24 protein-coding genes and 1 riboswitch are annotated in these 25,062 nt (G+C 72.9%); of the genes, 10 read left to right on the plus strand and 14 right to left on the minus strand.

Annotated elements, in window-relative coordinates:
• Window positions 1-303: 303 nt before the first annotated feature.
• Genes ROT00_RS14040 through nagB form a run of 5 tightly spaced genes read left to right on the plus strand, consistent with a single transcriptional unit; the run spans window position 304 to window position 5,411 of the window.
• Complete coding sequence (locus tag ROT00_RS14040; protein ID WP_404775652.1) at window positions 304-1,296, plus strand: carbohydrate ABC transporter permease; 993 nt, start codon at window positions 304-306, stop codon at window positions 1,294-1,296.
• A complete protein-coding gene (locus ROT00_RS14045) occupies window positions 1,293-2,207 on the plus strand; it encodes a carbohydrate ABC transporter permease (protein ID WP_404775653.1) in 915 nt (304 codons plus the stop codon). Before ROT00_RS14040 ends, ROT00_RS14045 begins: the two co-directional genes overlap by 4 nt.
• Window positions 2,204-3,721 carry a glycoside hydrolase family 3 protein gene (locus ROT00_RS14050; RefSeq protein ID WP_404775654.1) on the plus strand — a complete coding sequence of 506 codons (1,518 nt, stop codon included), beginning with the start codon at window positions 2,204-2,206 and terminating at the stop codon, window positions 3,719-3,721. The genes ROT00_RS14045 and ROT00_RS14050 overlap by 4 nt, the downstream gene beginning before the upstream one ends.
• Window positions 3,718-4,641 (plus strand): ROK family protein, encoded by a 924-nt coding sequence (locus ROT00_RS14055; RefSeq protein WP_404775655.1) that lies wholly within the window; start codon window positions 3,718-3,720, stop codon window positions 4,639-4,641. Before ROT00_RS14050 ends, ROT00_RS14055 begins: the two co-directional genes overlap by 4 nt.
• Window positions 4,626-5,411: a glucosamine-6-phosphate deaminase gene (nagB, locus tag ROT00_RS14060; RefSeq protein ID WP_404775656.1), complete on the plus strand. Its 786-nt coding sequence runs from the start codon at window positions 4,626-4,628 to the stop codon at window positions 5,409-5,411. Before ROT00_RS14055 ends, nagB begins: the two co-directional genes overlap by 16 nt.
• Window positions 5,412-5,484: 73 nt before the next feature.
• Here the strand turns inward: nagB and ROT00_RS14065 are convergent, their stop codons facing one another.
• Window positions 5,485-6,075 (minus strand): TetR/AcrR family transcriptional regulator, encoded by a 591-nt coding sequence (locus ROT00_RS14065; protein ID WP_404775657.1) that lies wholly within the window; start codon window positions 6,073-6,075, stop codon window positions 5,485-5,487.
• 143 nt (window positions 6,076-6,218) lie between these two features.
• Between ROT00_RS14065 and ROT00_RS14070 the strand changes: the two genes are divergently transcribed.
• Window positions 6,219-6,347, plus strand: coding sequence for a hypothetical protein (locus ROT00_RS14070; RefSeq protein WP_404775658.1), 129 nt, complete (start codon window positions 6,219-6,221; stop codon window positions 6,345-6,347).
• A 153-nt stretch (window positions 6,348-6,500) separates the two neighbouring features.
• Window positions 6,501-7,301 (plus strand): hypothetical protein, encoded by an 801-nt coding sequence (locus ROT00_RS14075; RefSeq protein WP_404775659.1) that lies wholly within the window; start codon window positions 6,501-6,503, stop codon window positions 7,299-7,301.
• Between the two features lie 88 nt (window positions 7,302-7,389).
• Here ROT00_RS14075 and ROT00_RS14080 read toward each other — a convergent pair whose 3' ends face one another.
• The 11 genes from ROT00_RS14080 to ROT00_RS14130 form a co-directional block, all read right to left on the minus strand.
• Window positions 7,390-7,752: a YrdB family protein gene (locus ROT00_RS14080; RefSeq protein ID WP_404775660.1), complete on the minus strand. Its 363-nt coding sequence runs from the start codon at window positions 7,750-7,752 to the stop codon at window positions 7,390-7,392.
• Between the two features lie 193 nt (window positions 7,753-7,945).
• Window positions 7,946-8,824 carry a formyltetrahydrofolate deformylase gene (purU, locus tag ROT00_RS14085; RefSeq protein ID WP_404775661.1) on the minus strand — a complete coding sequence of 293 codons (879 nt, stop codon included), beginning with the start codon at window positions 8,822-8,824 and terminating at the stop codon, window positions 7,946-7,948.
• A complete protein-coding gene (locus tag ROT00_RS14090) occupies window positions 8,821-10,809 on the minus strand; it encodes a sigma-70 family RNA polymerase sigma factor (RefSeq protein WP_404775662.1) in 1,989 nt (662 codons plus the stop codon). The genes purU and ROT00_RS14090 overlap by 4 nt, the downstream gene beginning before the upstream one ends.
• Window positions 10,810-11,176: 367 nt before the next feature.
• Window positions 11,177-11,692 (minus strand): sigma-70 family RNA polymerase sigma factor, encoded by a 516-nt coding sequence (locus ROT00_RS14095; protein WP_404775663.1) that lies wholly within the window; start codon window positions 11,690-11,692, stop codon window positions 11,177-11,179.
• Window positions 11,689-12,282 carry a hypothetical protein gene (locus ROT00_RS14100; RefSeq protein WP_404775664.1) on the minus strand — a complete coding sequence of 198 codons (594 nt, stop codon included), beginning with the start codon at window positions 12,280-12,282 and terminating at the stop codon, window positions 11,689-11,691. Before ROT00_RS14100 ends, ROT00_RS14095 begins: the two co-directional genes overlap by 4 nt.
• Before the next feature lie 132 nt (window positions 12,283-12,414).
• The gene (gene nagA / locus ROT00_RS14105; protein WP_404775665.1) at window positions 12,415-13,584 is read right to left on the minus strand and encodes an N-acetylglucosamine-6-phosphate deacetylase; all 1,170 of its coding nucleotides are present in this window, start codon (window positions 13,582-13,584) and stop codon (window positions 12,415-12,417) included.
• Between the two features lie 31 nt (window positions 13,585-13,615).
• The gene (locus ROT00_RS14110) at window positions 13,616-14,404 is read right to left on the minus strand and encodes a DeoR/GlpR family DNA-binding transcription regulator (RefSeq protein ID WP_404775770.1); all 789 of its coding nucleotides are present in this window, start codon (window positions 14,402-14,404) and stop codon (window positions 13,616-13,618) included.
• Between the two features lie 2 nt (window positions 14,405-14,406).
• Window positions 14,407-15,249: a class II fructose-bisphosphate aldolase gene (locus ROT00_RS14115; RefSeq protein WP_404775666.1), complete on the minus strand. Its 843-nt coding sequence runs from the start codon at window positions 15,247-15,249 to the stop codon at window positions 14,407-14,409.
• A gap of 28 nt (window positions 15,250-15,277) precedes the next feature.
• Window positions 15,278-16,207 (minus strand): 1-phosphofructokinase family hexose kinase, encoded by a 930-nt coding sequence (locus tag ROT00_RS14120; RefSeq protein ID WP_404775667.1) that lies wholly within the window; start codon window positions 16,205-16,207, stop codon window positions 15,278-15,280.
• Entirely contained in the window at window positions 16,204-17,226 is a 1,023-nt protein-coding gene (locus ROT00_RS14125; protein WP_404775668.1) for an ROK family protein, read from the minus strand. Before ROT00_RS14125 ends, ROT00_RS14120 begins: the two co-directional genes overlap by 4 nt.
• Complete coding sequence (locus tag ROT00_RS14130; RefSeq protein ID WP_404775771.1) at window positions 17,223-18,092, minus strand: SIS domain-containing protein; 870 nt, start codon at window positions 18,090-18,092, stop codon at window positions 17,223-17,225. The genes ROT00_RS14125 and ROT00_RS14130 overlap by 4 nt, the downstream gene beginning before the upstream one ends.
• 397 nt (window positions 18,093-18,489) lie before the next feature.
• Between ROT00_RS14130 and ROT00_RS14135 the strand changes: the two genes are divergently transcribed.
• The 3 genes from ROT00_RS14135 to ROT00_RS14145 are packed head-to-tail and all read left to right on the plus strand — an operon-like array spanning window position 18,490 to window position 21,706.
• A complete protein-coding gene (locus tag ROT00_RS14135; protein ID WP_404775669.1) occupies window positions 18,490-19,734 on the plus strand; it encodes an extracellular solute-binding protein in 1,245 nt (414 codons plus the stop codon).
• 40 nt (window positions 19,735-19,774) lie between these two features.
• On the plus strand, window positions 19,775-20,770 hold the full coding sequence (locus tag ROT00_RS14140; RefSeq protein ID WP_404775670.1) for a carbohydrate ABC transporter permease: 996 nt from the start codon (window positions 19,775-19,777) through the stop codon (window positions 20,768-20,770).
• 3 nt (window positions 20,771-20,773) lie between these two features.
• Window positions 20,774-21,706 (plus strand): carbohydrate ABC transporter permease, encoded by a 933-nt coding sequence (locus ROT00_RS14145; protein ID WP_404775671.1) that lies wholly within the window; start codon window positions 20,774-20,776, stop codon window positions 21,704-21,706.
• A gap of 173 nt (window positions 21,707-21,879) precedes the next feature.
• Here the strand turns inward: ROT00_RS14145 and ROT00_RS14150 are convergent, their stop codons facing one another.
• Entirely contained in the window at window positions 21,880-22,710 is an 831-nt protein-coding gene (locus ROT00_RS14150) for a DUF559 domain-containing protein (protein WP_404775672.1), read from the minus strand.
• Window positions 22,711-23,112: 402 nt separating this feature from the next.
• Window positions 23,113-24,819 carry a family 20 glycosylhydrolase gene (locus tag ROT00_RS14155; RefSeq protein ID WP_404775673.1) on the minus strand — a complete coding sequence of 569 codons (1,707 nt, stop codon included), beginning with the start codon at window positions 24,817-24,819 and terminating at the stop codon, window positions 23,113-23,115.
• 129 nt (window positions 24,820-24,948) lie between these two features.
• Window positions 24,949-25,029: riboswitch (ZMP/ZTP riboswitch) on the plus strand.
• The last annotated feature ends 33 nt before the right edge of the window (window positions 25,030-25,062 follow it).

A 25,062-nucleotide genomic window follows, 5' to 3' on the forward strand; every position in this document is an offset into this window, starting at 1 on the left:
AATAAAGAAAAAAGATTTTTTTTTTTTTTTTTTTTTTTTTTTTTTTTTTTTTTGTTTTTTTTTTTTTTTTAAGAGTCGATTTGTTGGTAAAAAATAATATATAAAAAAAAAAAAAATATTTGAAAAACCAAACATAGGTTTTTTTTGAAACCCCGCTTTTTGGGGGGGGGGGGGCCCCAAAACCCCCCGCCCCCCCCCACCCGGGGGGGGGCCGGGGTCCACCACACACGACGCCGGCCCCGATCCCGGGGGCGAGACCCGAACCCGCCCCCGGACATCCCTCGATCTTTCAGGAGTACCAGCATGACCACGGTCGATCAGGACCTCGACCCGGCCGCCCCGAGCGCCGTCGAGGGGGAGCGACTCGTCGCACCGGGCGGCGGCAAACCCCAGCGGCGCGGTCGCCGCGGCGGCGGCCTCACCCCGTACGCACTCATCACGCCGGCCATCATCGTGCTGGCCGCGATCGTCGGCTGGCCGCTCGTCCAGCTGATCATCACCTCTTTCCAGGAGTTCGGCCGGGCCCAGGTGTTCGGCGCCCCGCCGAACTGGGTGTGGTTCGACAACTACGTCGACGTCTTCACCGATCCCGTCTTCTACGGCGTCCTGCTACGGACGATCGCCTTCGCCGCGGCCTGCGTCATCGTCACGATGACCCTCAGCACCCTGATCGCGCTCATGCTCGTCCGGCTGCCGAAGGGCTTCCGGATGCTCCTCACCGTGGGCATGCTCCTCGCCTGGGCGATGCCGGCGCTCACCGCCACCATCGTGTGGGGCTGGATGTTCGACACCGCCTACGGCGTCATCAACTACACGCTCGTGAACGTCTTCGGGCTCGAGGAGTTTCACCAGCACCAGTGGCTCATCGACCCGCTGAGCTTCTTCATGGTCGCGGGCATCATCATCGTCTGGGGCGCCGTGCCCTTCGCGGCGTTCACCCTCTACGCGGGGCTCACGCAGGTGCCCGGCGAGGTGCTCGAGGCGGCCCAGCTCGACGGGGCCGGCGGCTTCGCCCGCTTCCGGCTGATCATCTTCCCGTACCTGAAGCCGATCTTCATGATCGTCACGATGCTCCAGGTCATCTGGGACCTGAAGGTGTTCACGCAGATCTTCGCGCTGCAGGACATCGGCGGCATCCGCTCCCAGACCAACACGCTCGGCGTGTACATCTACCAGACCTCGATCGCCGGCGGCGACTTCGGGCACGGCGGCGCGATCGCCGTCATCACCGCGGTCCTCCTGATGGCGATCTCGATCTACTACATCCGCCAGGTTCTGAAGGAGGAGGAGCTGTGAGCGCCGCCGTCACCCCCACCACCCGCGCGGTCACCGCGCCCGGCTCGGTGGACCGCGCCCGCCGCGGCGGCGGCCGCCGCCGGGTCACGACGTGGCTGCTCTCGGCGCTCTCCGTCGTGCTCTTCGTGCTGTTCGTGTTCCCGGTCTACTGGATGGTGAACACCTCCTTCCAGCCGAACAACGAGGTGCGCGGTTCCGACGTGCACTTCTTCCCGGACAACTTCACCCTCCGCAACTACGAGACGGTGATCTTCGATCCGGGCCGCACGCCCTTCCTCCCCGCCGCGGCGAACTCGCTCATCGTGACGCTCCTCACCGTGATCATCGCGCTCCTCTTCGCCTTCCTCGCCTCGGTCGCGGTCACCCGCTTCCGGTTCAAGAGCCGGCGCGCCTTCATCCTCGCGATCCTCGTCATCCAGATGATCCCGGGCGAGGCGATGATCGTCTCGGTCTTCCGGGTCATCGACGGCTGGCAGCTGTTGAACACGATCGCGGGCCTCACGATCGTGTACATCGCGACCGTGCTCCCGTTCACGATCTGGACGCTCCGCGGATTCGTGAACGGCGTGCCCGTCGAGCTCGAGGAGGCCGCCATGATCGACGGCTGCTCGCGGGCGGGCGCGTTCTGGCGGGTGACCTTCCCGCTGCTCGCCCCCGGCCTCATCGCCACCGGCGTCTTCGGCTTCATCCAGGCCTGGAACGAGTTCATCATGGCCCTCGTGCTGAACGCCCGCCCCGAGATGATGACGCTGCCCGTGTGGCTGCGCACCTTCCTCGTCGCGAACGGCACCACGAACTGGGCGGCCATCATGGCCGGCTCGACCCTCATGGCCATCCCCGTCATCGTCTTCTTCCTCATCGTGCAGGGCCGGATGACGAGCGGGCTCGTGAGCGGAGCCGTCAAGGGATGAGCGAGCAGATCCGTCCCGCCGCGGCCGAGACGCTGCGCCGGGACATCCTGACGACCCTGCTGCCGGGCTTCGACGGCCCCGTGGCGCCCGAGTGGCTGCTCCGCAGGCTCGCCGACGGGCTCGGCGGCGTATGCCTCTTCGGCATGAACGTGGAGACCCCGGAGCAGCTCGCCGCGCTGAACGCCTCGCTCCGCGCCGCGAACCCCGCCGCGGTGATCGCGATCGACGAGGAGGGCGGCGACGTCACGCGACTCTTCTACGACCGCGGGGCGCCCTACCCGGGCAACGCGCTCCTCGGCCGGCTCGACGACGTCGCGCTCACCGAGAGCGTCGCGCGGGCCGTCGGCGAGGCGCTCGCGGCGACGGGGTGCACGCTCACCTTCGCGCCGGACGCCGATGCGAACTCCGACCCCGACAACCCCGTGATCGGTGTGCGCAGCTTCGGCAGCGACCCCGAGCTCGTGGCGCGGCACACGGCGGCGTGGGTGCGCGGCATCCAGTCGACGGGCGTCGCCGCGAGCGCGAAGCACTTCCCGGGGCACGGCGACACCGCGACCGACTCGCACCTCGCGCTCCCGGTCGTCGACGTCGACCTCGAGACCCTCCGCACGCGGGAGCTCGTGCCGTTCCGCGCCGCCGTCGCGGCGGGCACCGCGACGATCATGACGAGCCACATCCTGCTGCCGCAGCTCGACGCGGAGAACCCGGCCACCCTCTCCCCGCACATCCTGCATCGCCTGCTCCGCGGGGAGCTCGGGTTCGAGGGCGTCATCGTCACCGACGCCCTCGACATGCAGGGGGCGAGCGGCGTGCACGGCATCCCCGAGGCGGCCGTGCGCGCCCTCGTCGCCGGCTGCGACCTGCTCTGCATCGGCTCGGACAACGACGACGCCGAGCTGGAGTCGATCGTCGTCGCGGTCGAGGCGGCCGTCGCCGACGGGCGCCTCGACGCGGCCCGCGTCGCCGAGGCGGCCGCGCGCGTCCGCGCCCTCGCGGAGCTGTCGCTCGCGGCGCCCGTCGCGGCCGGCGCGGCGATCGGGCGGATGCCGAGCGCGGCCGAGCTCGTGCCGGCGTTCGAGGTCTCGGACGCCGCGCGGACCGTGCTCGCCGGCGGTGTCGGCAGCGTGGTGCGCGTCGAGACGGAGGCGAACATCGCGATCGGCGAGGCGCCCTGGGGCGTGTTCGCCGCGGAGGCGGAGGCCGCGCAGCCGGGCTGGGTGAGCCTCGCGCGCCGGGAGCGGCTCGCCGAGGGCGAGGCCCAGCCGGACTGGGCGGCGCTCCCCGGACCGGTCCTCGTCATCGGCAAGGATCTGCACCGGCACGGCTTCGCCCGCGCGGCGATCGACGCGCTCCGCTCCGTGCGACCCGACGTCGTCGCGCTCGACATGGGCTGGCCCTCGGACGACCGGCGCTACGCGGACGTCGCGACCTTCGGCGCCTCGCGTCTCGTCGGCGACGCCGTGATCGGGCTCGTCGAGGAGGCGGGCCGGGCGACCCCCGCGAGCTTCGCGTGAGGCTCGGCATCGACATCGGCGGCACCAAGACCGCCGCCATCGCCCTGGACGAGGCGGACGCGCTGAGCGAGATGCTCCGCATCCCGACGGCGATCGGCGCCGAGGGCGTGCTCGAGACCGCGTTCGCGACGGCCGAGCGGATGCGGGAGCTCGCCGGCGCCCCGGCGGGTGGCTTCAGCTCGATCGGCATCGGCATCCCCGGGGCCGTCGACACCGCGACCGGGCGGGTCGCCCACGCCGTGAACCTCGGCGTCGAGGGGCTCGACCTCGGTCCGCGCCTGAGCGACCGGCTCGGCGTCGAGGTGCGCGTGGAGAACGACGTGAAGGCGGCGGCGCTCGGCGCGCAGCACCTGCTCGCCGCCGCGGGGGAGTCCGCGTCGTCGATGGCGTACGTGAACCTCGGCACCGGACTCGCGGCCGGCATCGTGCTGGGCGGCGTGCTCCTGCGCGGCGCGAGCGGCGTCGCCGGCGAGGTCGGTCATCTCCCGGTCGACCCGGCGGGCGTCCGCTGCGCCTGCGGGCAGCGCGGATGCCTCGAGACGATCGCCTCCGGCTCCGCGATCGCGCGGATGTGGCCGAGCCGGCATCCGCTGCCCGCGCAGGAGCTCTTCGACGCCGCGGACGCGGGCGACGAGCGCGCCCTCGCGGTGCGCGAGCGCTTCCTCGAGGGGGTCGCGGCGACGGTCCGCGCGCTCGTCCTCACCGCCGACGTCGAGCAGCTCGTCATCGGCGGCGGGCTCGCCGCGCTCGGTGGCCGGCTGGAGGCTGGGGTGCACCGTATCCTGGGGGAGTGGTCCGCCGAATCGGCGTTCCTCGACTCTCTGGACCTCGCCCGACGGGTGCGGGTCATCCCCCTCGGATTCCCCGCGGCCGCCGTCGGCGCCGCGCTCGTAGGAGAACAGCTATGGCCGAAGTCGTGATCGTCTCCGACCAGGACGCCGCGGGCGCCCTGGTCGCCGATGCCATCGTGCAGCTCATCCGCCGCAAGCCCGACGCGGTGCTCGGGCTCGCGACCGGCTCCACCCCCCTCGCGAGCTACCGCGCCCTCGCCGGCCGGATCGCCGAGGACGGCATCGACGTGCGCGGCGTGCGCGGCTTCGCGCTCGACGAGTACGTCGGGCTCCCGGCCGGGCATCCCGAGAGCTACCGCGCGGTGATCACCCGCGAGGTCGTGGAGCCCCTCGGGCTCACCCCCGAGCTCGTGCGCGTGCCGAACGGCGACCCGGCGGAGGTCCAGCACGCCGGCGCCGACTACGAGGCCGCGATCACCGCGGCGGGCGGCGTCGACCTGCAGATCCTCGGCATCGGCCGCACCGGGCACATCGGCTTCAACGAGCCGGGCTCCTCGCTCGCCTCGCTGACCCGGGTGAAGACGCTCACCGAGCCGACGCGGGCCGACAACGCCCGCTTCTTCGACTCGCCCGACGACGTGCCCATGCACTGCATCACCCAGGGCATCGGCACGATCCTCCGGGCGAAGCACCTCGTGCTGCTCGCCTTCGGCGAGGCGAAGGCCGATGCGGTGGCCGCGGCGGTGGAGGGGCCGGTCTCGGCGAGCCAGCCGGGCTCCGCGATCCAGCTGCACCCGCACGTGACAGTCGTCGTCGACGAGGCTGCGGCGTCGAAGCTCCAGCAGACGGCGTACTACCGCCACGCGTGGGCGAACAAGCCCGCCTGGCAGGGCATCTAGCCGGAGCGAGCCGCCCGGGCGGCTCGGGGCGCCGGGCGCCCGGCGGGCGTCGGCGCAGCCGTCCGGCGCCGGGTCAGTGCGGGAGCACCTCGGCGACCATCGCGAGGTAGCGCTCTTCGTCGAAGTCGTCGAACAGCTGCCGCTGGATCATGAATCCCTGGCCGAGCGCCATCGCGAGCGGGATGCAGCGGGCGAGGGCTTCCGCTGGGGATGCTCCGTGCGCGTCGGCGTGCGCCTCGAACCACGGGCGCATCGCCTCGGTGAACGTCGCCCGGATGCTCGCGACGGGGCCGCGCACGGCCTCGCCGACCTCGGTGTCGGTGGCGGCCGCGGCCCAGAGCTGCACGAGGAGCCCGGTGTCGAACGAGGCGCGCATGCCGCGGAGGAGCAGCCCGAGCACCTCCGCCGGGCTGAGCGGCGCTCCACCGGCCTGCGCAGCCTCGAGTTCGGCCCGCCGGGCGCCGAGCGTGCGCTGGGCGACCGCCGCGATGAGCTCGCGCTTGCCCGCGAAGTGCCCGTAGATCGCCCCGGCGGAGAGACCGGACTCGGCGATGATGTCGGCCATCGAGGCGCGTTCGAGCCCCTTCGCCGAGAAGGTGCGGAGCGCGGCGTCGAGGATCTCGTCGCGGCGCGCCGTGCGGTGCTCCTCGCTGACCTTCGGCATCTGCACCCCTTCGTCCGCCGCGCCCCGTGCTCGTCCGCGGCGGCGCCGGAAGGTCGGTCCGCGCATACAGAACGTTCGTTCTTGACAACCCTAGCAAGCGAGCGCACCATAAAGAACGAACATTCGTTTTTCATGGAGGCATCATGGCGCACCCCGCCGTCCACCCCACCTCGATCGGCCGTGCCACGGCGATCGGGCTCGCCCTCGCCGCGGTCGTCGCCGTCATCGTCCTGGCCTTCTCCTGGCCCTCGGTGACCGCCGACCCGCACTAGCTGCCGATCGCTGTCGCCGGACCCGCCGAGGCCGTCTCCGCGGCGGAGCAGGCGGTCGACGAGGCGCAGCCCGGCGCGATCGCGTTCACCGAGGTCGACGACCGCGCAGCCGCCGTCGAGGCCATCGAGCACCGCGAGGCGTACGGCGCGATCGTGCTCGGCGCGTCGCCCGAGGTGCTCACCTCCTCCGCCGCGAGCCCCGTGGTCGCGCAACTCCTCGGCGGGGTGGCCGGCACCCTCGAGGAGGGCGTGAACGCGCAGGCCGCTGCCGCGGCGGCCGCGGCGGGCGCACCGGCCGCCCCCGCGCACATCGACGTCCCGGTGACCGACGTCGTGCCGCTCGCCGAGGCCGATCCGCGCGGCACGGGGCTCACCGCGGCGATGTTCCCGCTCGTGCTCGGCGGCATGCTCGGCGGCATCGCGATCTCGCTCGGTGTCATCGGCGCCATCCGCCGCGTCTACGCCGTGCTGCTCTACGCGGTGGTCGGCGGCGCCGTGCTCGCCGGCATCCTCCAGGGCTGGTTCGGCTCGCTCCAGGGCGACTACTGGGCGAACGCGGCGGCGATCGGGCTCGCCCTCGCCGCGATCGCCGCGCCGATCACGGGCTTCGTCGCGCTCATCGGCCGCGCCGGCATCGCCGTGGGGCCCGTCGTGATGCTGCTCATCGCGAACCCGATGTCGGCAGCGGCGATGCCGAAGGAGTTCCTGCCCGCTCCCTGGGGCGACGTCGGCCAATGGTTCCCGCCGGGGGCGGCCGCGACGCTCGTGCGCGAGCTCTCGTACTTCCCCGCCGCGGACACCGGCTTCCCCTGGCTCGTCCTCGGCACCTGGGCCCTCGGCGGGGTGCTCCTGTCGGTGCTCGGCCACTTCCGCACCGCCGGCGGCGCGGAGCCGGATGCCGAGGCCGCGCTGGCGGACGAGCCGGAGCCCCGGATCGCCGCCGACGCGCGCTGAGACGGGATCCGGGCGCGGCGGGAGCGCTGCGCCCGGGACCCGCCGTCGTGGCGCGCTCGGGCGCACGACCCGTGCGGCCTCGGCCGGATCAGGCGGAGAACTCCCGGCGGCCGTTGATCACGCCGCTCACCGCGGCGACGACGGCGAAGACGATCGCGACGATCGGCTGACCCATGAGCCACCACGCCACGGCGGCGGAGGAGAAGACGGCGATCTCGACGAGCGCCTTCACGAACGGGTCGACGGCGAAGACCGCCTTCGGGGAGCGGAAGAGCGCCCACAGCAGGATGGCGAAGAGCGGCGCGCCGATGCCGATGAGCACCCCGGGCCAGGGCAGCGGGAACGCGACGAATCCGAAGATGCCGAGCGTGACGATCGCGAAGAGCTCGAGGACGAATCGGAGGAGGTCGTTGAAGCCGATCTTCGGCTGGGCGGAGCTGGGGGCGTTCACGTCGATCAAGCCTAGTCGCGCCACGAGGCGGCCACGGCCCCGGCCCCGACCCCGCGCCGCGGGAGGGGACTCGCGCCGCGGGAGGCCCGAGGCCCGGCCGGAGGCCTCCCACGGTCCGAATCTCCTCCCACCGCGCCGCGCGGCCCGCGCCGCGCGGCCCGCGCAGCCCGGCCCGCGCAGCCCGGCCCGGGGCTCAGCGGAAGATGATCGTGCGCGCCCCGTCGGCGAGCACACGCCGCTCCGCGAACCACTTGACCGCCTGGCTCAGGGTTCGGCTCTCCTCGTCCTGGCCGATCGCGACGAGCTCGGCGACCGATCGCGAGTGGTCGACCCGGACCACGTTCTGCTCGATGATCGGGCCCTCGTCGAGGTCGCTCGTGACGAAGTGCGCGGTGGCGCCGATGAGCTTCACGCCGCGCGCGTGGGCCTGCCGGTACGGGTTCGCGCCCTTGAAGCCAGGGAGGAACGAGTGGTGGATGTTGATGCACCGACCCGCGAGGGCCTCGCACAGCTCGGGCGAGAGGATCTGCATGTACCGGGCGAGCACGACGAGCTCGATGTCGTGCTCCTCGACGGCCTCGAGCACGCGGCGCTCGAACGCCGCCTTCTCCGCGGCGTTCGTCACCGCGAGCGACTCGAAGGGGACGCCGTAGAAGTCGACCAGGTCGCGGAGCGTGCCGTGGTTCGAGAGCACGAGCGGGATGTCGACGGGCAGCTGCCCGGCCCGCTGGCGGAACAGCAGGTCGTTCACGCAGTGCCCGGCCGTGGAGGCGAGCACGAGGGTGCGCAGCGGGCGCGCCACCTCGTCGAGGTGCCACTCCATGCCGTAGCGCTCGGTGACCGGCAGGATGGCCCGCTCGACCTCGGCGCGGTCGGCGGGCGATTCCACCTGCAGCCGCATGAAGAAGCGACCGGTGTCGAGGCTCGCGAACTGCTGGCTCTCCGTGATGTTGCCGCGCGCCGCGACGATCGCCCCGCTCACCGCGTGCACGATGCCCGGTCCGTCGACGCAGACGAGGGTCAGCACCCAGTGGTGCAGGTGCGCGGGGGGAAGGTCGGCGGCGGAGGTCATCCGGCCAGAGTACCGGGTTCCTCGGGGACGATCGGATCGACGGCGCCCGACTCGGGAAGGGCCCCGTCGGCGGCGAGACCGCCGGCCTCGCCCCACGCGCGGACCCCGGGCGCGAGGGCGCCGGAGCGGTCGTCGAGGACGTAGCGCACGGCGATCGACGAGGGATCCTGGACGAGGCCCTCGTACCGGCGTTCGGTCCAGCCGCCCTCGCCGAGCACGAGCCGGTCGACGACGCGTCCGTCGGCGAGCACCTCGATCGTCGCGTCGGGCCGGCCGTTGAAGAGGGCGAACCAGACGATCCCGACGAGGTCGCTGTAGAACAGCGCGGGGGCGTCGAGCCAGATCGGGACCGTCGTCGGTTCGGAGGTGTTGCCCGCGACGTCGCGCTGGGTGACCGCGACCTGACTGTCGCCGGCGGGGAGGGTCGTGAGCTCGAGCATCCAGCGTCCGTCCGGGCCCGCGACGGTGCTCACCGAGCCGTCCGCGGCGGGCGCCGCACCGTCGCCGCCGCTCGCGAACACGGCGATCTCCTGGCGCACGGGCGTCGCGGTCACGGTCGCCCCGGGCTCGGCGGTGCCGCGCAGGCGCGGGAAGACGAGCCCGTCGCCCGTGTCCACGTCGTCGTCGACCGACGGCGGGAGCGCGACCCGATCCGGCGGTTCAGGCGTCGGAGTCGGCGTCGGGGTCGGTTTCGGCGTCGGTTTCGGCGTTGGCGTCGGCTTCGGGCTGGGCGGCGCGGATGGCTCGGCCGGGACCGTCGCCGGCGGATCCGCGACGGGCGGCTCGTCGTCCGCGGGCGGAGCGTCGACGGCGGGCGGGACGGGCGGGACGACGGCGGGCGGCTGGGGGTCGGAGACGAGCGGCGGCGCGTCGCCGCCGTCGACGGGCGCGGCCGCGGCCGGCGCCTCCGCCACGGGCGGCCCTTCGGGGGTTCCGGCGGTGAGCCCGGGCAGCACGACCGCCGCGGCGACGACCGCCGCCGTCAGCACGAGCGCGCCGACTCCGGCGCCGACCGCGATGCCCGCGGCTCCCACGCCGCCGGCCGCGGCCCCGCCGCCTGCCGCTCCGCCGCCACCCGCCGCGCCACCGCCGGCAGTGCCACCGCCAGCGGCCGCGGACGCGCCGCTCGCACCGGCCCCGGTGCTCGCGACGCCCGCCGCGAGCCCCGCCCCGCCGACGCCCATCGCGACGTCGGCGATCGGGGTGTGCTGCTGCAGCCACGCGGAGTACGCGGTGGCGCCGCCGATCCCCGCGGCCAGCGGGAGCAGCACGAGCGCGAGGCGCGAGCCGACGTCCTTCGCCTCCGCGGCGACGATCGTGCACTTCGCGCAGCCGTCGAGGTGCTGCTCGAGTCGCGCCGTGTCACGACGCCCGAGCTTGCCGCGCGCGTAGCCGCCGAGACGGTCGATCGTCCAGCGGCACTCCGGCTCGCTCGCGGACTTCAGGTGCGCGCGGATCCAAGCCTGCCGGAGCCCCTCCCGGGCCCGGTACGCGAGCGCCGCCGTGGAGTTGGCGCTCATGCCGACGAGCGGGGCGATCTGCGCCGGGGTCATCTGCTCGACCTCGGAGTACCAGAGCACCTCCTGCCACCGCGTGGGGAGCGAGCGGAACGCCTGCGCGGTGGTGCCGCGGTCGAGCGCGTCGAGCGTGGCCTGCTCGCTCGAGTCGGGATCCTCGAACGACTCCAGCGTCTCGAGGTTCGTCTCCTGGCGGGCGCGGCCCCAGCCGGCCGCGGTGTTGCGGATCGTCGTGAACAGGTACGGGCGGAACGCGCCGCGCGGGCCGCCGCCCGCGAGGATCGCGTCGTAGATCTTGGTGAAGGACTCGGAGACGAGGTCGTCCGGGTCGAGGCTGCTGTACGAGCGCGCGACGGTGCGGCCGGATGCCGCGTGCCGCTGCCACAGCTCGGCGTAGGCGGCCGAGTCGCCCTGCCTCGTCTGGTCGACGAGGTCGAGGTCCGAGACCTCGCTCACTGCGTTCCGCATCGTCATCCTCCTCCCGGGCGCATCGCATGCAGGCCCGATCGAGAGATGGTGAAGCAGCCGCGTCATGACGCGGAAAATGATCGGGTCACAGCATTTCAGCAGATTTCTCTGAAAACCGCGTCATGATCGCGTCAGGATCGCATCTGTTCAGCGAAGGCATCCGCACGGATCGCGGCGCCGGGAGACCCGAACCCCGGCGAGATCCCCACCGCGCGGAGGCTCTGGACCGGGCGGGGGAAGCCCGGTCCGGTACCCGGCCGGGCTTCGGAGGCGATGGGGAACACGCCTCCGAACCCGGTCCACCGGGTGCGCCCCCGGCCGTGGTTCCCGGAGTTCGTCGAGGGGAGCCCGGCGCGCTTCGACGGGCTCAGCGGACCAGCGGGCGGTCCTGCTCGGTGAGGGCGGCCTGCAACGCCGCGCGCGCCGTCGCGTACCGCCCCCGCGCGGTCGAGGCGTTCAGCCCGAGCAGCTCCGCCGCATCCGCCAGCGAGAACCCGTCCCAGTGCACGAGCCGGACGAGCTCCGCCTGCGCCGCCGGCAGCGCCGCGACCGCCGCCTGGACGTCGAGCCGGACCTCGAAGTCCGGCCGGGGTGCGACGGCGAGCTCCGCCCGGAGCCGCTGCACGGCGACGCTGCCGCGCCGGTTCGCCCGATTCGTGTTCAGCATGACGTTCCGCAGCACGCCGAACAGGTACTTGCGGGCCGCGAGCGGCTCCGCGGGCAGCTTCGCGCTGCGCCGCCACACGATCTCGAGCGCGTCCCCGAGCGCGTCTGCGGCATCCGCGCGGTTCGCGACGCGGCGCTCCGCGTAGGCGAGGAGATCGTCGAGGTTCGTCGCGACGGCGGCCTCGACCCGCCGCTCGCGCTCGGAACGACGGCTCACCGCCCGGACCTGTCGCACACGACCGAGAGATCGAAGTCGACCCGGACGATCCCGGCGTCGGCGAAGCCCCGGTCGAGCGCGGCGCGCAGCGCCTCCGCGACCGTCCAGTCCTCGAACTGCTCGGGGTCGAGCGCGAGCCACGGCGACTCCGGGTCGGCGGTCTCGAGCTCGGCGCGCTCGGCCGCGACCAGCCGGGCGATGCTCCCGGGGGTCAGATCGAGCCGGTCGGCGGCGGCCATCGCCACCGCGTACACCTCCGCCTCGGTGTGCAGGAGCCCGTTGTGCTTCTGCTGGTAGCCGAGCCGGAACGCGGCCGTGCACGCGTCGCCCGTGGTGCTCAGGTATTCGATCGTGCGATCGGGCTCCCAGCCGAGCCACTGCCGGACCTCCGGCGAGGCCACCGCGGCGCCCGTACCCGCCACCATGAGCGCACCGGTGAGGCCCGCGGTCAGCGCCCAGCTCCGGCGGCGCGCCCGGGTGCGCCGGGCCTCGGCGCCGACCGCGCCGAGCGCGTCGTGCAGTCGCGCGGAGCGGGCCGCGATCGCCGGTGCGCCGTCCCGGAGCAGCGAATCGAGCTGCGAGTCATCCATCGTGTCCATCCTCACGTCGTCTCGGACCGTCACCTGTACATGTCCGCAGGGCGGGAGAACGTCCGCGACGGCGCGAAGATCGCACGACTCGGCCGAGCCGGGCCGCTGCGCCGGGCCGGCGAGGACGGTGTGTCAGTCGGTGAACGGCACGAGGGCGCGCCCGGCGCCCCACACGGCGCGCACGGCGAGCTCATCGTCGAGCAGCACCGCGTCGGCCGCGAAGCCACGGTCGAGACGACCGAGCTCGTGCGCCCGCCCGATCGCGGCGGCGGGCGTCGAGGTCAGGGCGCCGATCGCCTCGTTCAGGGGGATGCCGCAGTCGAGCACCGCCCGGCGGAGCGCGACGTCCTGGGTGAGGGTGGAGCCCGCGATCGAGCCGCCGTGCTTCAGCCTGGCGACCCCGTCGGCCACGACCACCTCGAGCGAGCCGAGGATGTACTCGCCGTCGGCCGCGCCCGTCGCCGCCATCGCGTCGGTGACGAGCGCGAGCCGGCCCGGCGCCCCCGAGAAGGCGAGCTTCACGACGTCCGGATGGACGTGCACGCCGTCGTTGATGATCTCGAGCGTGACGTGGTCGGCGTGCATCGCGGCCACCACCGGACCGGGAGCGCGGTGATGGATGCCGCGCATGCCGTTGAAGGCATGCGTCAGGATCGAGGCGCCGGCGTCGAACGCCGCGAGGGCCTCCTCGAAGCCCGCGCCCGTGTGCCCGACGGCGACCGCGACGCCCTGGTCGACGAAGCGGGCGATGGCCTCGGGGGCGCCCTCGTGCTCCGGGGCGATCGTGATCTGACGGAGGGTGCCGTTCGCGGCATCCAGGAGTCGATTGACGTCGCCGAGCGTCGCCCGCCGCAGCAGCTCGGGGTCGTGCGCCCCGCGGAACTCGTGGTCGAGGAACGGGCCCTCCAGGTGCGAGCCGAGGATGCGCGGATCGTGCTCCGCGCGCTCCGCGATCACCCGCAGCCGTTCGGCGAGGGCCTCGACCGGCGCGGTGACGAGGGAGAGCACCGAGCGGGTCGTGCCGTGCGCGGTGTGCACCGCGAGGGTGCGCTCGATCCCGTCCGGCCCGTCGTCGACGGAGGCGCCGCCGGCGCCGTGGCAGTGCAGATCGATGAAGCCGGGTGCGAGCCATCCGCCCGCCGCGTCGACGAGCTCGGCATCCGCGGGCAGCGCCTCGCGCCAGGTCTCGCCGAGCCCGCGCGCGGCGACGACGCCGCCGTCGAGCCGGACCCACGCGTCGGGGGTGGTCTCGGCATCGGTGACGAGGCGGGCCGAGTGGATGACGACGGGCGCGGTGCTCACGCGCTCAGCCTAGCCGCGGCTCGGATCGCGCTCATTCGGCGACCAGCACCTCGTAGCCCTGCTCGGCGAGCGCCTCGCGCTGCTCCGCCGTGATGCCCGCATCGGTGATGACGAGCGGGAACAGTCGCGAGCCGCCCATCGACGCGAACGCCGTCCGCCCGATCTTCGAGGAGTCCGCCACGATCACCGCCCGGCCGGCCCGCGTCGCCATCAGCCGGTTCACGGCCGCCTCGCGCTCGTCGTGCGTCGTGGGGCCCGTGACCGGGTCGATGCCGTTCACGCCGATGAAGGCGATGTCGACCGTCACCGAGTTCAGCACCTGCTCGGCGTAGCTGCCGACGAGCTCGTAGCTCCGCGGATGCAGCACCCCGCCCGTGACGACGAGCTTGATCTGCGGGCGCGTCGCGAGTTGCGTGGCGATGTTCACCGCATTCGTCACGACGGTGAGGTTCGGCGTGGGCGAGGACTCCATGATGTCCGGCCGGCTCGCGAGCGCGTTGCCGATGGCCGTCGTCGTCGTGCCGCCCGAGAGCCCGATCACCGCGCCGGCCGGCACGAGCGCGCTCGCCGCCTGCGCGATGCGCTCCTTCTCGTCGGTGTGCTGGTGGTTCTTGTAGCGCAGCGGCAGGTCGTAGGCGACGGTCTGCGCCACGGCCCCGCCCCGTGTGCGGGTGAGCAGCTGCTGCTCGGCGAGGGTGTCGAGGTCGCGACGGGCGGTCGCGGGCGAGACCCCGAGCCGCTCGACGAGCTCGTCCACCTCGACCCGCCCGCCGTCGGCGAGCAGGTCGAGCACCGCGTTCAGCCGCTCGGCACGATTCATGGTCACCCCTCGATCAGCGCGAAGTTCCGCAGCATCCTGGCCGCTTCGCCGGCGACGGCCTCGCGGCCCTCGCGCACGTACTTCCGGGAATCGACGATATCGGGACCGGCGTCGAGGACCTCGCGAACGGCGCAGGTGAAGAAGCCGTTCAGGTGGGTCGAGACGTTGATCTTCGTCATCCCGGCGGCGATCGCGCGGGCGATCTCCTCGTCGGCGACGCCGGAGGAGCCGTGCAGCACGAGCGGCACCGGCAGCGCCGCGTGCAGCCGGGCGATGAGCTCCAGGTCGAGGGCCGCCGTACGGTCGGTCATGGCGTGGGAGGAGCCCACGGCGACCGCGAGGGCGTCCACGCCGGTCGCCGCCACGAACGCGACCGCCTCGGCCGGATCGGTGCGGACGCCCGGCGCGTGCGCGCCGTCCTTGCCGCCGACCTCGCCGAGCTCGCCCTCGACGAACACGCCGGCCGCGTGCGCGCGCGTGGCGACCCGCGCGGTGACTGCGACGTTCTCGTCGTAGGGGAGCGCCCCGCCGTCGAACATGACCGAGCCGAAGCCGAGCGCGATCGCCTCGTCGACGAGCTCCTCGCGCTCCGCGTGGTCGAGGTGCACGGCGACGGGGGTCGCCGCGCGCCGCGCGACCGCGAGCGTCGCCAGGCCGATCGGCTCGAGGGCGCCGTGGTAGTCGGCGCAGTTCTGGGAGATCTGCAGGATGACCGGGAGTCCGGCCCGCTCGGCCGCGGCGACGAGCGCCTCGGCCGTCTCGAGGTGGATGACGTTGAAGGCGCCGAGGCCGGTGCCGGCGGCTGCGGCGGCGCGGACGAGCGCTGCGGTGGGAACGAGCGGCATGCGGGGCCTTTCGGTGGGCGGGGCGGGGTCAGAGCCGCGCGGGGCGGTCGAGGAGGAGCCGGGCCGCGAGCTCCGGATGCCGCGGCGAGATCTCGCCGGCGCCGGGCGCGAGCACGGCGGCCGCCGACCAGGAGGCCGCGGCGACCAGCAGCCGCTCGTCGGCGACCTCGGGGTCGGCCCGTAGCAGCACCGCGGCCGCGGCGACCGCGGCATCGCCGGCCCCGGTCGGATTCCCCGCGAGCGGCTCCGGGAGGCGGGCGCGCAGCACCGTCGGCGCGGCGGTCACGAGCAGCATGCCGTCGGCGCCGAGCGAGCAGAGCACTCGGCGGGCCCCGCGCTCGACGAGGAGCCGGGCGCCGGCGAGCGGGTCGTCGAGCCCGGTGGCGTCGGCGAGCTCCGCCCGGTTCGGCTTCAGCAGCGCGGCGCCGGCATCCGCGGCCGCGAGGAGCCCGGGCCCGGAGACGTCGACGACGAGGGGGACCCCGTTCCGCGCGCCGACCGCCGCCAGTCGGGACACGACGCCAGGGTCGGCGCCGGACGGCAGGCTCCCCGACACGACGAGCACGCGCGCGCTCGCCGCGGCGTCCTCGACCGCGCCGACGAGCGCGTCCCACTCGGCCCGAGCCGGGTTCTCGCCGCGCTCGTTGAAGATCATCGTGTCGCCGAGCGACTCGTCGACGATGGCGGCGCTGCGCCTGGTCGCCGCGGCGACGGGCACGAGGCGGTGGGGCACGCCGCTCTCGCGGAGCTCGCGCGCGAACTCCGCGCCGACGGCCCCGCCGGCGGTGGTGATCGCGAGCACCGGCTCGCCCTGGGCGTGGGCGACGCGGGCGACGTTCAGGCCCTTGCCGCCGGCGCGCACGAGGGCGGCGTCGACGCGGTGCGAGCCGCCGGGCTCGACGTGCGCCGCCCGCCAGGTGAGGTCGAGCGCGGGGTTCGGGGTGACCGTGACGATCATCCGGCGGCCTCGGCATCCGCCTCGTCCGTCGCGCCGTCCGTCGCGCGCCCTGCCGTCGTGGCGGCTCCGTCGAGCTCGCGGGCGATGAGCGCCGCGCCGAGGAGCCCGGCGTCCTCGCCGAGCTCCGCGGGCACGAGCTCGGGCCTGCGGTGGAAGCTCAACCGCGCGTCGAGACGCTCGCGGAGCGGCCCGAACAGCCCATCGCCCGCGCGCGAGAGCCCGCCGCCGATGACGACGGCGCGCGGGGCGAGCACCGCGGCGAGCTGGGCGATCGCGAAGGCGAGCGCGTCGAGGGCCTCCGACCAGACTGCGGATGCCGCGGGGTCGCCGGCCGCGGCGCGCGCGAGCACCTCGCGGGCGCCGTCGACCGGTCGTCCGGAGCGTTCGGTGTAGTGGCGGGCGATGGCGCCGGCCGACGCGATCGCCTCGAGGCATCCCACCGCGCCGCACGCGCAGCGCGGCCCGTCGGCGACGGGGGAGTGCCCGATCTCGCCGGCGTAGCCGCCGGCGGTGTGCGGGCGGCCGTCGAGGATCAGCGATCCGGCGATGCCGGTGCCGATCACCAGCACGACGACGTCGTCGAAGGCGCGCGCCGCGCCGAGCCGGTGCTCGGCCCAGCTGGCGGCCCGGACGTCGTGGTCGAAGGCGACGGGGAGCCCGATCTCGCGGGCGGCGAGCTCGCGGATCGGGGCGTCCGTCCAGCCCAGGTTGCTCGCGAAGACGCCGACGCCGCGCTCGGCGTCGACGATGCCGGGGACGACGACGCCCGCGGCGACCGGGGCGACGTCGGGGAAGCGGGCGCGGAGCTCGCGCGCGAGCTCGCCGAGGCGCCGGGTGACGGAGGAGGCCGTGCTGCCGGGCTCCAGCGGCGTCGGCGTGCGGCTCAGGCCGAGCACGCGGCCGGCGTCGTCGAAGAGCGCCGCCTTGATGTCGGTGCCGCCGACGTCGAAGGCGAGCACCGCCGGCCCGGCGCCCACGGGGGCCGGGCCGACGGCGGGGAGGTCGGAGGAACGGTTCACGGATTCAGGATGACCGATCGCGAGAGGTTCCGGGGGCGGTCGGGGTCGAGTCCCTTCGCCCGGGCCCGAGCCAGAGCGACGCGCTGCGCGCGGACGAGGTCGGCCATCGGGTCGAGCGTGCTCGTCTCGAAACGCGCGCCGGTGGCCGCGACGTCGCCGGCGAGCCCGTCCGGCGCCTGGCCGAACTGCCACGTCACCCGGCCCGGGGCGGCGATCGCGATCGGACCGTGACGGTACTCCATCGAGGGGTACGACTCCGTCCACGACTGGGAGGCCTCGCGCATCTTCAGCGCGGCCTCGTGGGCGAGTCCGATCGTCCAGCCCCGGCCGAGGTAGCTGAACTGCTCGGCGTCGACGAGCTCGGCGTCGAGTTCGACGTCGACGGCGGTCGCGGCGTCCGCGATCGCGCCGTCGAGGTCCTCGCCGAGGCTCGCGCGGAAGAGCGCGAGCGCGGTCGTGGCGAAGCGGGTCTGCACGACGGACTGCTCGTCGGCGAAGGGGAGCAGCACGGCGTCGTCGACGAGCGGGACGAGGGGCGAATCGGCGTCGCCGATGACGCCGATCGTGCGGACGCGGCCGCGCAGCCGATCGACGAGCTCGAGGACCTCGGTGGTGGTGCCCGAGCGGGTGAGGGCGACGACGGCGTCGTAGCCGCGGTCGACGAAGGCCTCCGAGGCGGCGAACGCGTCGGTCTCGCCGTGGCCGCCGGACTCTCGGAGCGCGGCGTAGGACTGGGCCATGAACCACGAGGTGCCGCAGCCGACGACGGCGATCCGTGCACCCGCACCGGGCAGCAGCGCCTGCTCGGCGCGGAGGCCGGCGGCGCGCGCCCAGGTCTCCGGCTGCGAGGCGAGTTCGGCGGCCATGTGCGCGCCGCCGACGGGCTGGGGGGTGGTGGGGTCGGTCACCGTGTCGCTCCTCCGTGCTCGGTCGTCGGCCGCGTCGGTTTCGGCGCAGCTGGCGACGCATTGATGCTCGCGGATGATCGTTTCATGCATGTTGCAATCATGTCAACGCAAGCAAGTGAGGTGTTGTGGCTGATTGAGCCGGTATGTATAGTTTCCAAACAAATTCGGATAACGATCCGGGGACGCCTCTTGACGGGTGCCGACGGCCGCGGCCATCATTTCGAGCACCGTCTGGGTGGAACTGATCGGTTCTCCGGAGGGACATTCACCACCCGTCATCCGACGGACTGAATGCACGCACCGTCGCGTGAAGCGTTCTGCGGCTGTGCACCACCAACACAGTGAGGAAGCACACATGAAGAAGTCCCACCGGCTCGGCGCGGTTGCGCTGGCCGCCGCGGCGACGCTGACGCTCGCCTCGTGCGGCTTCGGCGGCGGATCGAGCGGGGGCGACGCCTCCGGCGAGACCACGCTGAACCTGCTCGTCCCGAGCTACTCCGACAACACCCAGGGGCTCTGGGAGGACGTCATCTCGGGCTTCGAGAAGGCGAACCCCGACATCAAGGTCGAGCTCGAGGTCCAGTCCTGGGACAACCTCGAGTCCGTCATCGCCACGAAGATCCAGGGTGGAGAGGCGCCCGACATCTACAACGGCGGGCCCTTCGCCGGCTTCGCGGCCGACGAACTGCTCTACCCGGCGAAGGACGTCGTGTCGTCCGACACGTACTCCGACTTCCAGGACGCGTTCCTCGCGAACGCGGAGGTCGACGGCACCGCCTACGCGCTGCCGCTCATCGCCTCGGCCCGCGCGCTGTTCGTGAACAACGCGCTGCTGAAGCAGGCCGGCGTCACCGCGCCGCCGAAGACCTGGGACGAGCTGCTCGACGCGGCGACGAAGGTCTCGAAGCTCGGCGGCGGTGTCGCGGGCTACGGCATGCCGCTCGGTTCCGAGGAGGCGCAGGCCGAGGCGGCCGTGTGGCTCTGGGGCGGCGGGGGCAGCTTCGGCGACGCCTCGAAGATCACCGTCGACGACCCGGCGAACCTGCCGGGCGCCGAGCAGATCAAGAAGATGATCGACGCCGGTGCGACGCAGGCCGACCCGGGCTCGACGAACCGTTCGCCGCTCATGGACATCTTCGTCCAGGGCAAGATCGGCATGCAGGTCGGCCTCCCGCCGACCGTCGGCCAGATCGCGGAGAACAACCCCGAGCTCGACTACTCGATCGTGCCGATCCCGACCAAGGACGGCTCGGCGTTCACCCTCGGCGTCATGGACCAGCTGATGGCCTTCAAGAACGACGACACCAAGAAGGACGCCATCACGAAGTTCTTCGACTACTACTACTCGGCCGACGTGTACGTGCCGTGGGTGCAGACGGAGGGCTTCCTGCCGGTCACGAAGTCGGGCGCCGAGAAGCTCTCGGGCGAAGAGGCGCTGAAGCCGTTCCTCGACGTGCTGCCGGACGCGCAGTTCTACCCGTCGACGAACCCGAAGTGGTCCGCCACGGACGGTGCGTTCAAGTCGCTCTTCGGTCAGATCCAGACGAAGTCGGCGCAGGACGTCCTGACCGAGATCCAGGCGCAGGCCGACGCGGGCTGAGCCCCGACTCACCACGGAAGGGTTCGGTGACCACCGCACCATGAGCTCCACAACCGATACGTCATCGAACCCTGCGGGGGCGGCCTCGGGCCGCCCCCGTCCCGGGGGCGCGGGCCGCGGGGGGACCGCCGCCGGCGGCGCCGCGCGCGGCAAGCCCGGCGGGCGCGACCTCCTGAAGTCGCTGCCGTGGATCGCCCCCGCGCTCGTCCTCATCCTCGGCGTCGTGCTGTTCCCCGCCGGGGTGATGTTCTACAACTCCACCCGCGACATCTCGATCTCGGGCCTCGACAAGGGGTCCGTCGGCTTCGACAACTACGTCGAGGTGTTCTCCTTCCCCTACTTCTGGCCGATCTTCATGCGGACGATCGTCTGGGTCGTCGTGGTCGTCGTGTTCACCGTGCTGATCTCGCTCGGCATCGCGCAGATCCTGAACAAGGCGTTCCCGGGGCGGCGCATCGTGCGCCTCGTCGTGATCATCCCCTGGGCGGCCTCGGTCGTCATGACGACGATGGTCGTCTACTACGGGCTCGAGCCGTACTTCGGCGTGATCAACAAGTTCCTCGTCGACGTCGGTCTCATCGACACCCCCGAGGGCTACGGCTGGACGCGCAACCCCACGACCGCCTTCATCTGGTCGATCGTGATCGCCATCTTCGTGTCGCTCCCGTTCACGACCTACACGATCCTCGCGGGCCTCGCCACGGTGCCGAGCGACACGATCGAGGCCGCCAAGATGGACGGCGCGAGCCCGGCGCGCACCTACTTCACCGTGGTGCTGCCGCAGCTGCGCGGCGCGCTCTCGGTCGCCGTGCTGATCAACATCATCAACGTGTTCAACTCGCTGCCGATCCTGAAGGTGATGACCGGCTCGATCCCCGGCTACGACGCGGACACGATCATGACGATGATCTTCAAGTACATCCAGAACCAGCACAAGGTCGACGTCGCCTCGGCGCTGTCGGTCGTCGCCTTCCTCATCGTCATCGTGATCGTCGCGGTGTACGTGAAGGTCGTCAAGCCCACCAGGGAGGTCTGAGCGATGACCGTCACCGAAACCCGCGCGATGCTGTCCGTCGACGCCGAGCGCTCGAGCGGCGGCCGCGACCGGGGGCCCGCGCGCAAGCGCCGCTACACCGAGGACCAGGTGCCGATGGGGCGCGTGCTGCTGCGCATGCTCGCCGGCCTCGTCGTGCTCGCGATCTTCATCCTCCCGTACACGATCATGTTCTTCGGCTCGGTGAAGACGAAGGCGCAGATCCGCTCGGTCGACCCCACCTACTTCCCAACGGAGTGGCACTGGGAGAACTACATCAACATGTGGTCGACCCCGGAGACCCCGCTGCCGCAGAACCTGATCTCGACCATCGTGATCGCCGTGTTCGCGACGCTCCTCGTGCTGCTCGTGGCGCTGCCGGCCGCCTACTACACGGCACGGTTCCGCTTCCCGGGGCGGATGGTGTTCCTCTTCCTCGTGATCGTCACGCAGATGCTGCAGCCCGCGGTGCTCACCTCGGGTCTGTTCCGTCAGTTCGCGACGCTCGGGCTGATCGACACCTGGGCGGCGATGATCTTCATCAACGCGGCGTTCAACCTGTCGTTCGCGGTGTGGATCATGCACTCCTTCTTCGCGGGCATCCCGAAGGAGGTCGACGAGGCGGCCCAGATCGACGGCGCCGGCCGGCTCACCGTGCTGTTCCGGATCAACCTGCCGCTCGTCTGGCCGGGCATCGTCACGGCGATCGTGTTCACCTTCGTCGCCTGCTGGAACGAGTTCGCGGCCTCGCTCGTGATCCTCTCGACCGCGGGCAACCAGCCGCTCTCGGTCGCGCTCACGAAGTTCGTCGGGCAGTACGAGACGAGCTGGCAGTACGTGTTCGGCGTCTCGATCGTCGCGATCGTGCCGGTCGTCATCCTGTTCATGCTGATCGAGAAGCGCCTCGTCGGGGGCCTCACCGCCGGCAGCGTGAAGTAGCCCCGGCCGGGCCCCTGGCCTGGCCCAGCCCCTGGCCTGGCCCGGGGGCCCCAGGCCCTTGGCCCCCGGCCAGCCGCTCGCGCGCGGAGGATATTCGCACGGAGGGAGGACGAATCGCCCCGATTCATCCTCCCTCCGCGGCGTTCTCCTCCCGTCGTTGCCCCGCCGCCGGCTCATCGGCCCGCCGTCGTCTGCGCGAGCGCCAGCCGGACCTGCTGCTCGACGAGGGGCCACTCGAACATGATCCGCGCGTAGTCGAAGCGCAGGACGGTGTAGCCCGCGAGCGTCAAGCGGCGGTCGTGGTCGAGGTCGCGACGCCGGTCGGCCGCGCCGGAATGATGGGCGAAGCCGTCGAGCTGGCAGACGAGCCGATCGCCGATGAGTGCATCGACCCGGTGCCCGAGCACCGGCACCTGCTGGCGAACGCGGATGCCCCCGTTCCGGAGGCGCGCGACGAACAGGCTCTCGAGCCCGGAATCGGAGAGCTCCGAGCACGTCTCGAGCAGGGCCGTCGCGCGTCGTGAGCGGATCGGAAGCCGGGCCATCGCCGCGAGGTTCACGAGGCCCGTGCGTACGGCGGACTCCCAGATCACCAACGACTGCTCGCTCGGCAGGCATTCCGCGGCGTGCACGAGCACGTTCTCGGGCGGCTCGACGAGCTCGTGCGGGTGAGCGGCGAGGGGCCCGAGGCTCCAGTGCCGGGTGGCCGCGGGACTGCTCCGGCCCGAGTGCGGGGGCACCGCGAGATGCAGGCGCGGATCGGGGAACGCCCAGAGGCCGAGCTCCTGCGCCGCGCTGGCGCAGCTCAACCGGCCGCCCGCTCGAGCGGCGTCGGCCTTGCGGGAGTGTGCGGCGTCCGGGGTCGCCAGCCAGCGCGACCGGATCCGGACGATCCGGCCGGAATCGATCGCCCGGGTGATCGCGGTGCGGGTGAAGCCGGCGGCATCCACCCGCCTGCGGTGCGCGATGCCGTCGTTGCTGCGGAGCCAGTCGGCGAGGTCCATCCATCGAGCATCCCGGGCGGCGGGCCCGAGAACGGGGCCGCTCGGGAGATCGGGGGATCGGGCTTCGCACGGGCCGGCTGTGGAGGAGCAGGCTCCACGGTGTCGACGGTGCCTCGGGGGAGGAGGTGCGAAGGCGCGGAGGGCCGGATGCCTCGACGGCACCTCCGGCGGTGCAGTTCTCCTCCCGCGGGGCAGAGCAGGGGCAGGGCGGGCAGGGCAGGGCAGGGCAGTGGAGGAGCGGGCTCCACGGTTTCGTCGGTGCCTCGGGGGAGGAGATGCGACGGCGCGGACGAGAGGATGCCTCGACGGCACCTCCGGCGGTGCAGTTCTCCTCCCGCGGGGCAAGGGAGGGCGGGGCAGGGCAGGCCGGGGCCGGGCACGGGGGCCGCGCCGCGCCCCGCGTCAATCGCGCCAGGCGACCTCCGGGACGCGGTGGTAGGCGACGCCCATCGCGTCGAGCCGCTCGCCGTAGCGGGCGACCCCCGCGAGGAAGGCGGCCTCGTCGCGGCCGTCGGGCGCCTTGGGGGACCAGGCGATCTCGGCGATCGCGAGGATGCGGGGGAAGGCCATGAACTCGACTTCCGGGAGGGTGCGCATCGTCTCGGTCCAGATGGGCGCCTCGACGCCGAGGATGTCGGCGTCGCCGACGCCCGGGACGATCGCCGCCGGATCCCAGGCGTACGCCTCCGAGATGGACGTCGCGCCGTCGGCCCAGTCCTGGCCGAGCTCGCGGCCCTCGAAGCTCGGCCCGTCGGGGTAGACCATGTCGAGGTAGGCGGCATCGGCGGGGGAGAAGACGATGCGCCCGCCCTGCGCGAGGAAGGACCGCACGTCGGCCGCCGAGCCGGTCTCCTCCCGCGGGGTCACGTAGTCCCAGTACTGCCCGATGGTGCCGGGCGGCAGCTCGGGCGAGGCGCCGAGCTCGTGCCAGCCGATGATCGTCTTGCCGGTCGCGGCGCCCGCCCGCGTCATCCGCCGCACGAGGTCGAGGTAGTCGGCCTCGCTCGTCGCGAGCGACTCGTCGCCGCCGAGGTGGATCCAGGGGCCGGGGGTGAGCTCGGCGAGCTCGCGCGTGACGTCGGCGAGGAAGCGATCGGTGGCCTCGGCGCGCTCGGGGGAGGCGCAGAGCGAGGAGAAGCCGACCTCGGTGCCCTCGTACGGTGCGGGGGCCACGCCGTCGCAGTTCAGCTCGGGGTAGGCGCTGAGGGCGGCGTTCGTGTGCCCCGGCAGGTCGAACTCGGGGACGACGGTCACGTGGCGCTCGGCGGCGTAGGCGACGAGTCGGCGGTAGTCGTCCTTCGTGTAGAATCCGCCGCCGTCTCCGCCCGTCGAGGTGGCGGCGCCGATGCCGGTGAGTTCGGGCCAGGAGTCGATCCGCAGCCGCCAGCCCTGATCGTCCGTGAGGTGCAGGTGCAGCACGTTGAGCTTCAGCATCGCGAGCTGGTCGACGTAGCGCTCGACGTCGGCGACGGGCAGGAAGTGGCGCGCGACGTCGAGCATGGCGCCCCGGTAGGCGAAGCGCGGGACGTCGTCGACGCGCACCGCCGGGGCGGTCCAGCCCGCCTCCGGGGCCTCCGCCGGCTCCGGGGCGAGGACGCCGGGCGGCAGGAGCTGCAACAGGCTCCGGGTCGCCCAGAACGCGCCGGCCGCGCTCGCCGCCTCGATCCGGGCGCCGTCGGCGCCGGTGGTGAGGGTGTACCGCTCGTCGGCCGGCGCGGCGGCCCGGGCGTCGGCCGGGGAACCGGCCGGGGAACCGGCCGGGGCGGGGTCGGCTGCCTCGGCATCCGCGTCGACGACGATCACGACGTCCGCCGGGCCGGCCCCGTCGGCGGGGCCCGCGACGACGGGCACCTCGGCGCCGGTCGCGAGGCGCAGCTGCGCGGCGAGCAGCTCGGGGGCGCTGCCTGCGTCGCCGGCCACGAGCACGCGACTCGTCCCGTCGAGCCGGAACGGGGCGGCGTCGAGCTCCGCGACGGAGGCGGGGGCGGGGATGATGCGGGGCACGTCGGCTCCGTTCGGCTGCGGCGCGCAGCCGGCCAGGGCGGCCGATCCGAGCGCGATGGTCAGGGCGGCGGCGACGAGGCGTGCGGTGCGGGCGGCGATGCTCATGCGCGGGTCCTCGTCGTCGAGCGGCCGGCACGCACCGGCCATTTGTGAGGGATCTTTACTCCCGGCATCCATCCTGCCACGACGACGCCCGGAGCAACACCCACAGCGACGAGCCATCCGTTGCTATGCTTGCTCCGTCGCGACTGGCGTTGAGATGGTCACCATCGGGGAGCGACTGGCACGCATCGACCGCACGCCTGGGCCGGTACGGATGCCTCGTGGCGCGAGTCGCGCGAGGCAGCA

It is taken from the genome of Agromyces mediolanus (genome assembly GCF_044917495.1).
In the GTDB taxonomy this organism is placed as follows: domain Bacteria; phylum Actinomycetota; class Actinomycetes; order Actinomycetales; family Microbacteriaceae; genus Agromyces; species Agromyces mediolanus_B.

Excerpts from the sequence above, each read along its gene's own strand:
- ROT00_RS14130 (WP_404775771.1), bottom strand. The coding sequence starts at position 18,092 with ATGGCCGCCGAACTCGCCTCGCAGCCGGAGACCTGGGCGCGCGCCGCC.
- ROT00_RS14070 (WP_404775658.1), top strand. The coding sequence starts at position 6,219 with ATGGCGCACCCCGCCGTCCACCCCACCTCGATCGGCCGTGCCACGGCG.
- ROT00_RS14120 (WP_404775667.1), bottom strand. The coding sequence starts at position 16,207 with ATGATCGTCACGGTCACCCCGAACCCCGCGCTCGACCTCACCTGGCGG.
- ROT00_RS14115 (WP_404775666.1), bottom strand. The coding sequence starts at position 15,249 with ATGCCGCTCGTTCCCACCGCAGCGCTCGTCCGCGCCGCCGCAGCCGCC.
- ROT00_RS14090 (WP_404775662.1), bottom strand. The coding sequence starts at position 10,809 with ATGCGGAACGCAGTGAGCGAGGTCTCGGACCTCGACCTCGTCGACCAG.
- ROT00_RS14065 (WP_404775657.1), bottom strand. The coding sequence starts at position 6,075 with ATGCCGAAGGTCAGCGAGGAGCACCGCACGGCGCGCCGCGACGAGATC.
- ROT00_RS14155 (WP_404775673.1), bottom strand. The coding sequence starts at position 24,819 with ATGAGCATCGCCGCCCGCACCGCACGCCTCGTCGCCGCCGCCCTGACC.
- ROT00_RS14150 (WP_404775672.1), bottom strand. The coding sequence starts at position 22,710 with ATGGACCTCGCCGACTGGCTCCGCAGCAACGACGGCATCGCGCACCGC.
- ROT00_RS14110 (WP_404775770.1), bottom strand. The coding sequence starts at position 14,404 with ATGAATCGTGCCGAGCGGCTGAACGCGGTGCTCGACCTGCTCGCCGAC.
- ROT00_RS14040 (WP_404775652.1), top strand. The coding sequence starts at position 304 with ATGACCACGGTCGATCAGGACCTCGACCCGGCCGCCCCGAGCGCCGTC.
- purU (WP_404775661.1), bottom strand. The coding sequence starts at position 8,824 with ATGACCTCCGCCGCCGACCTTCCCCCCGCGCACCTGCACCACTGGGTG.
- ROT00_RS14135 (WP_404775669.1), top strand. The coding sequence starts at position 18,490 with ATGAAGAAGTCCCACCGGCTCGGCGCGGTTGCGCTGGCCGCCGCGGCG.
- ROT00_RS14140 (WP_404775670.1), top strand. The coding sequence starts at position 19,775 with ATGAGCTCCACAACCGATACGTCATCGAACCCTGCGGGGGCGGCCTCG.
- ROT00_RS14145 (WP_404775671.1), top strand. The coding sequence starts at position 20,774 with ATGACCGTCACCGAAACCCGCGCGATGCTGTCCGTCGACGCCGAGCGC.
- ROT00_RS14050 (WP_404775654.1), top strand. The coding sequence starts at position 2,204 with ATGAGCGAGCAGATCCGTCCCGCCGCGGCCGAGACGCTGCGCCGGGAC.
- nagB (WP_404775656.1), top strand. The coding sequence starts at position 4,626 with ATGGCCGAAGTCGTGATCGTCTCCGACCAGGACGCCGCGGGCGCCCTG.
- ROT00_RS14100 (WP_404775664.1), bottom strand. The coding sequence starts at position 12,282 with ATGGATGACTCGCAGCTCGATTCGCTGCTCCGGGACGGCGCACCGGCG.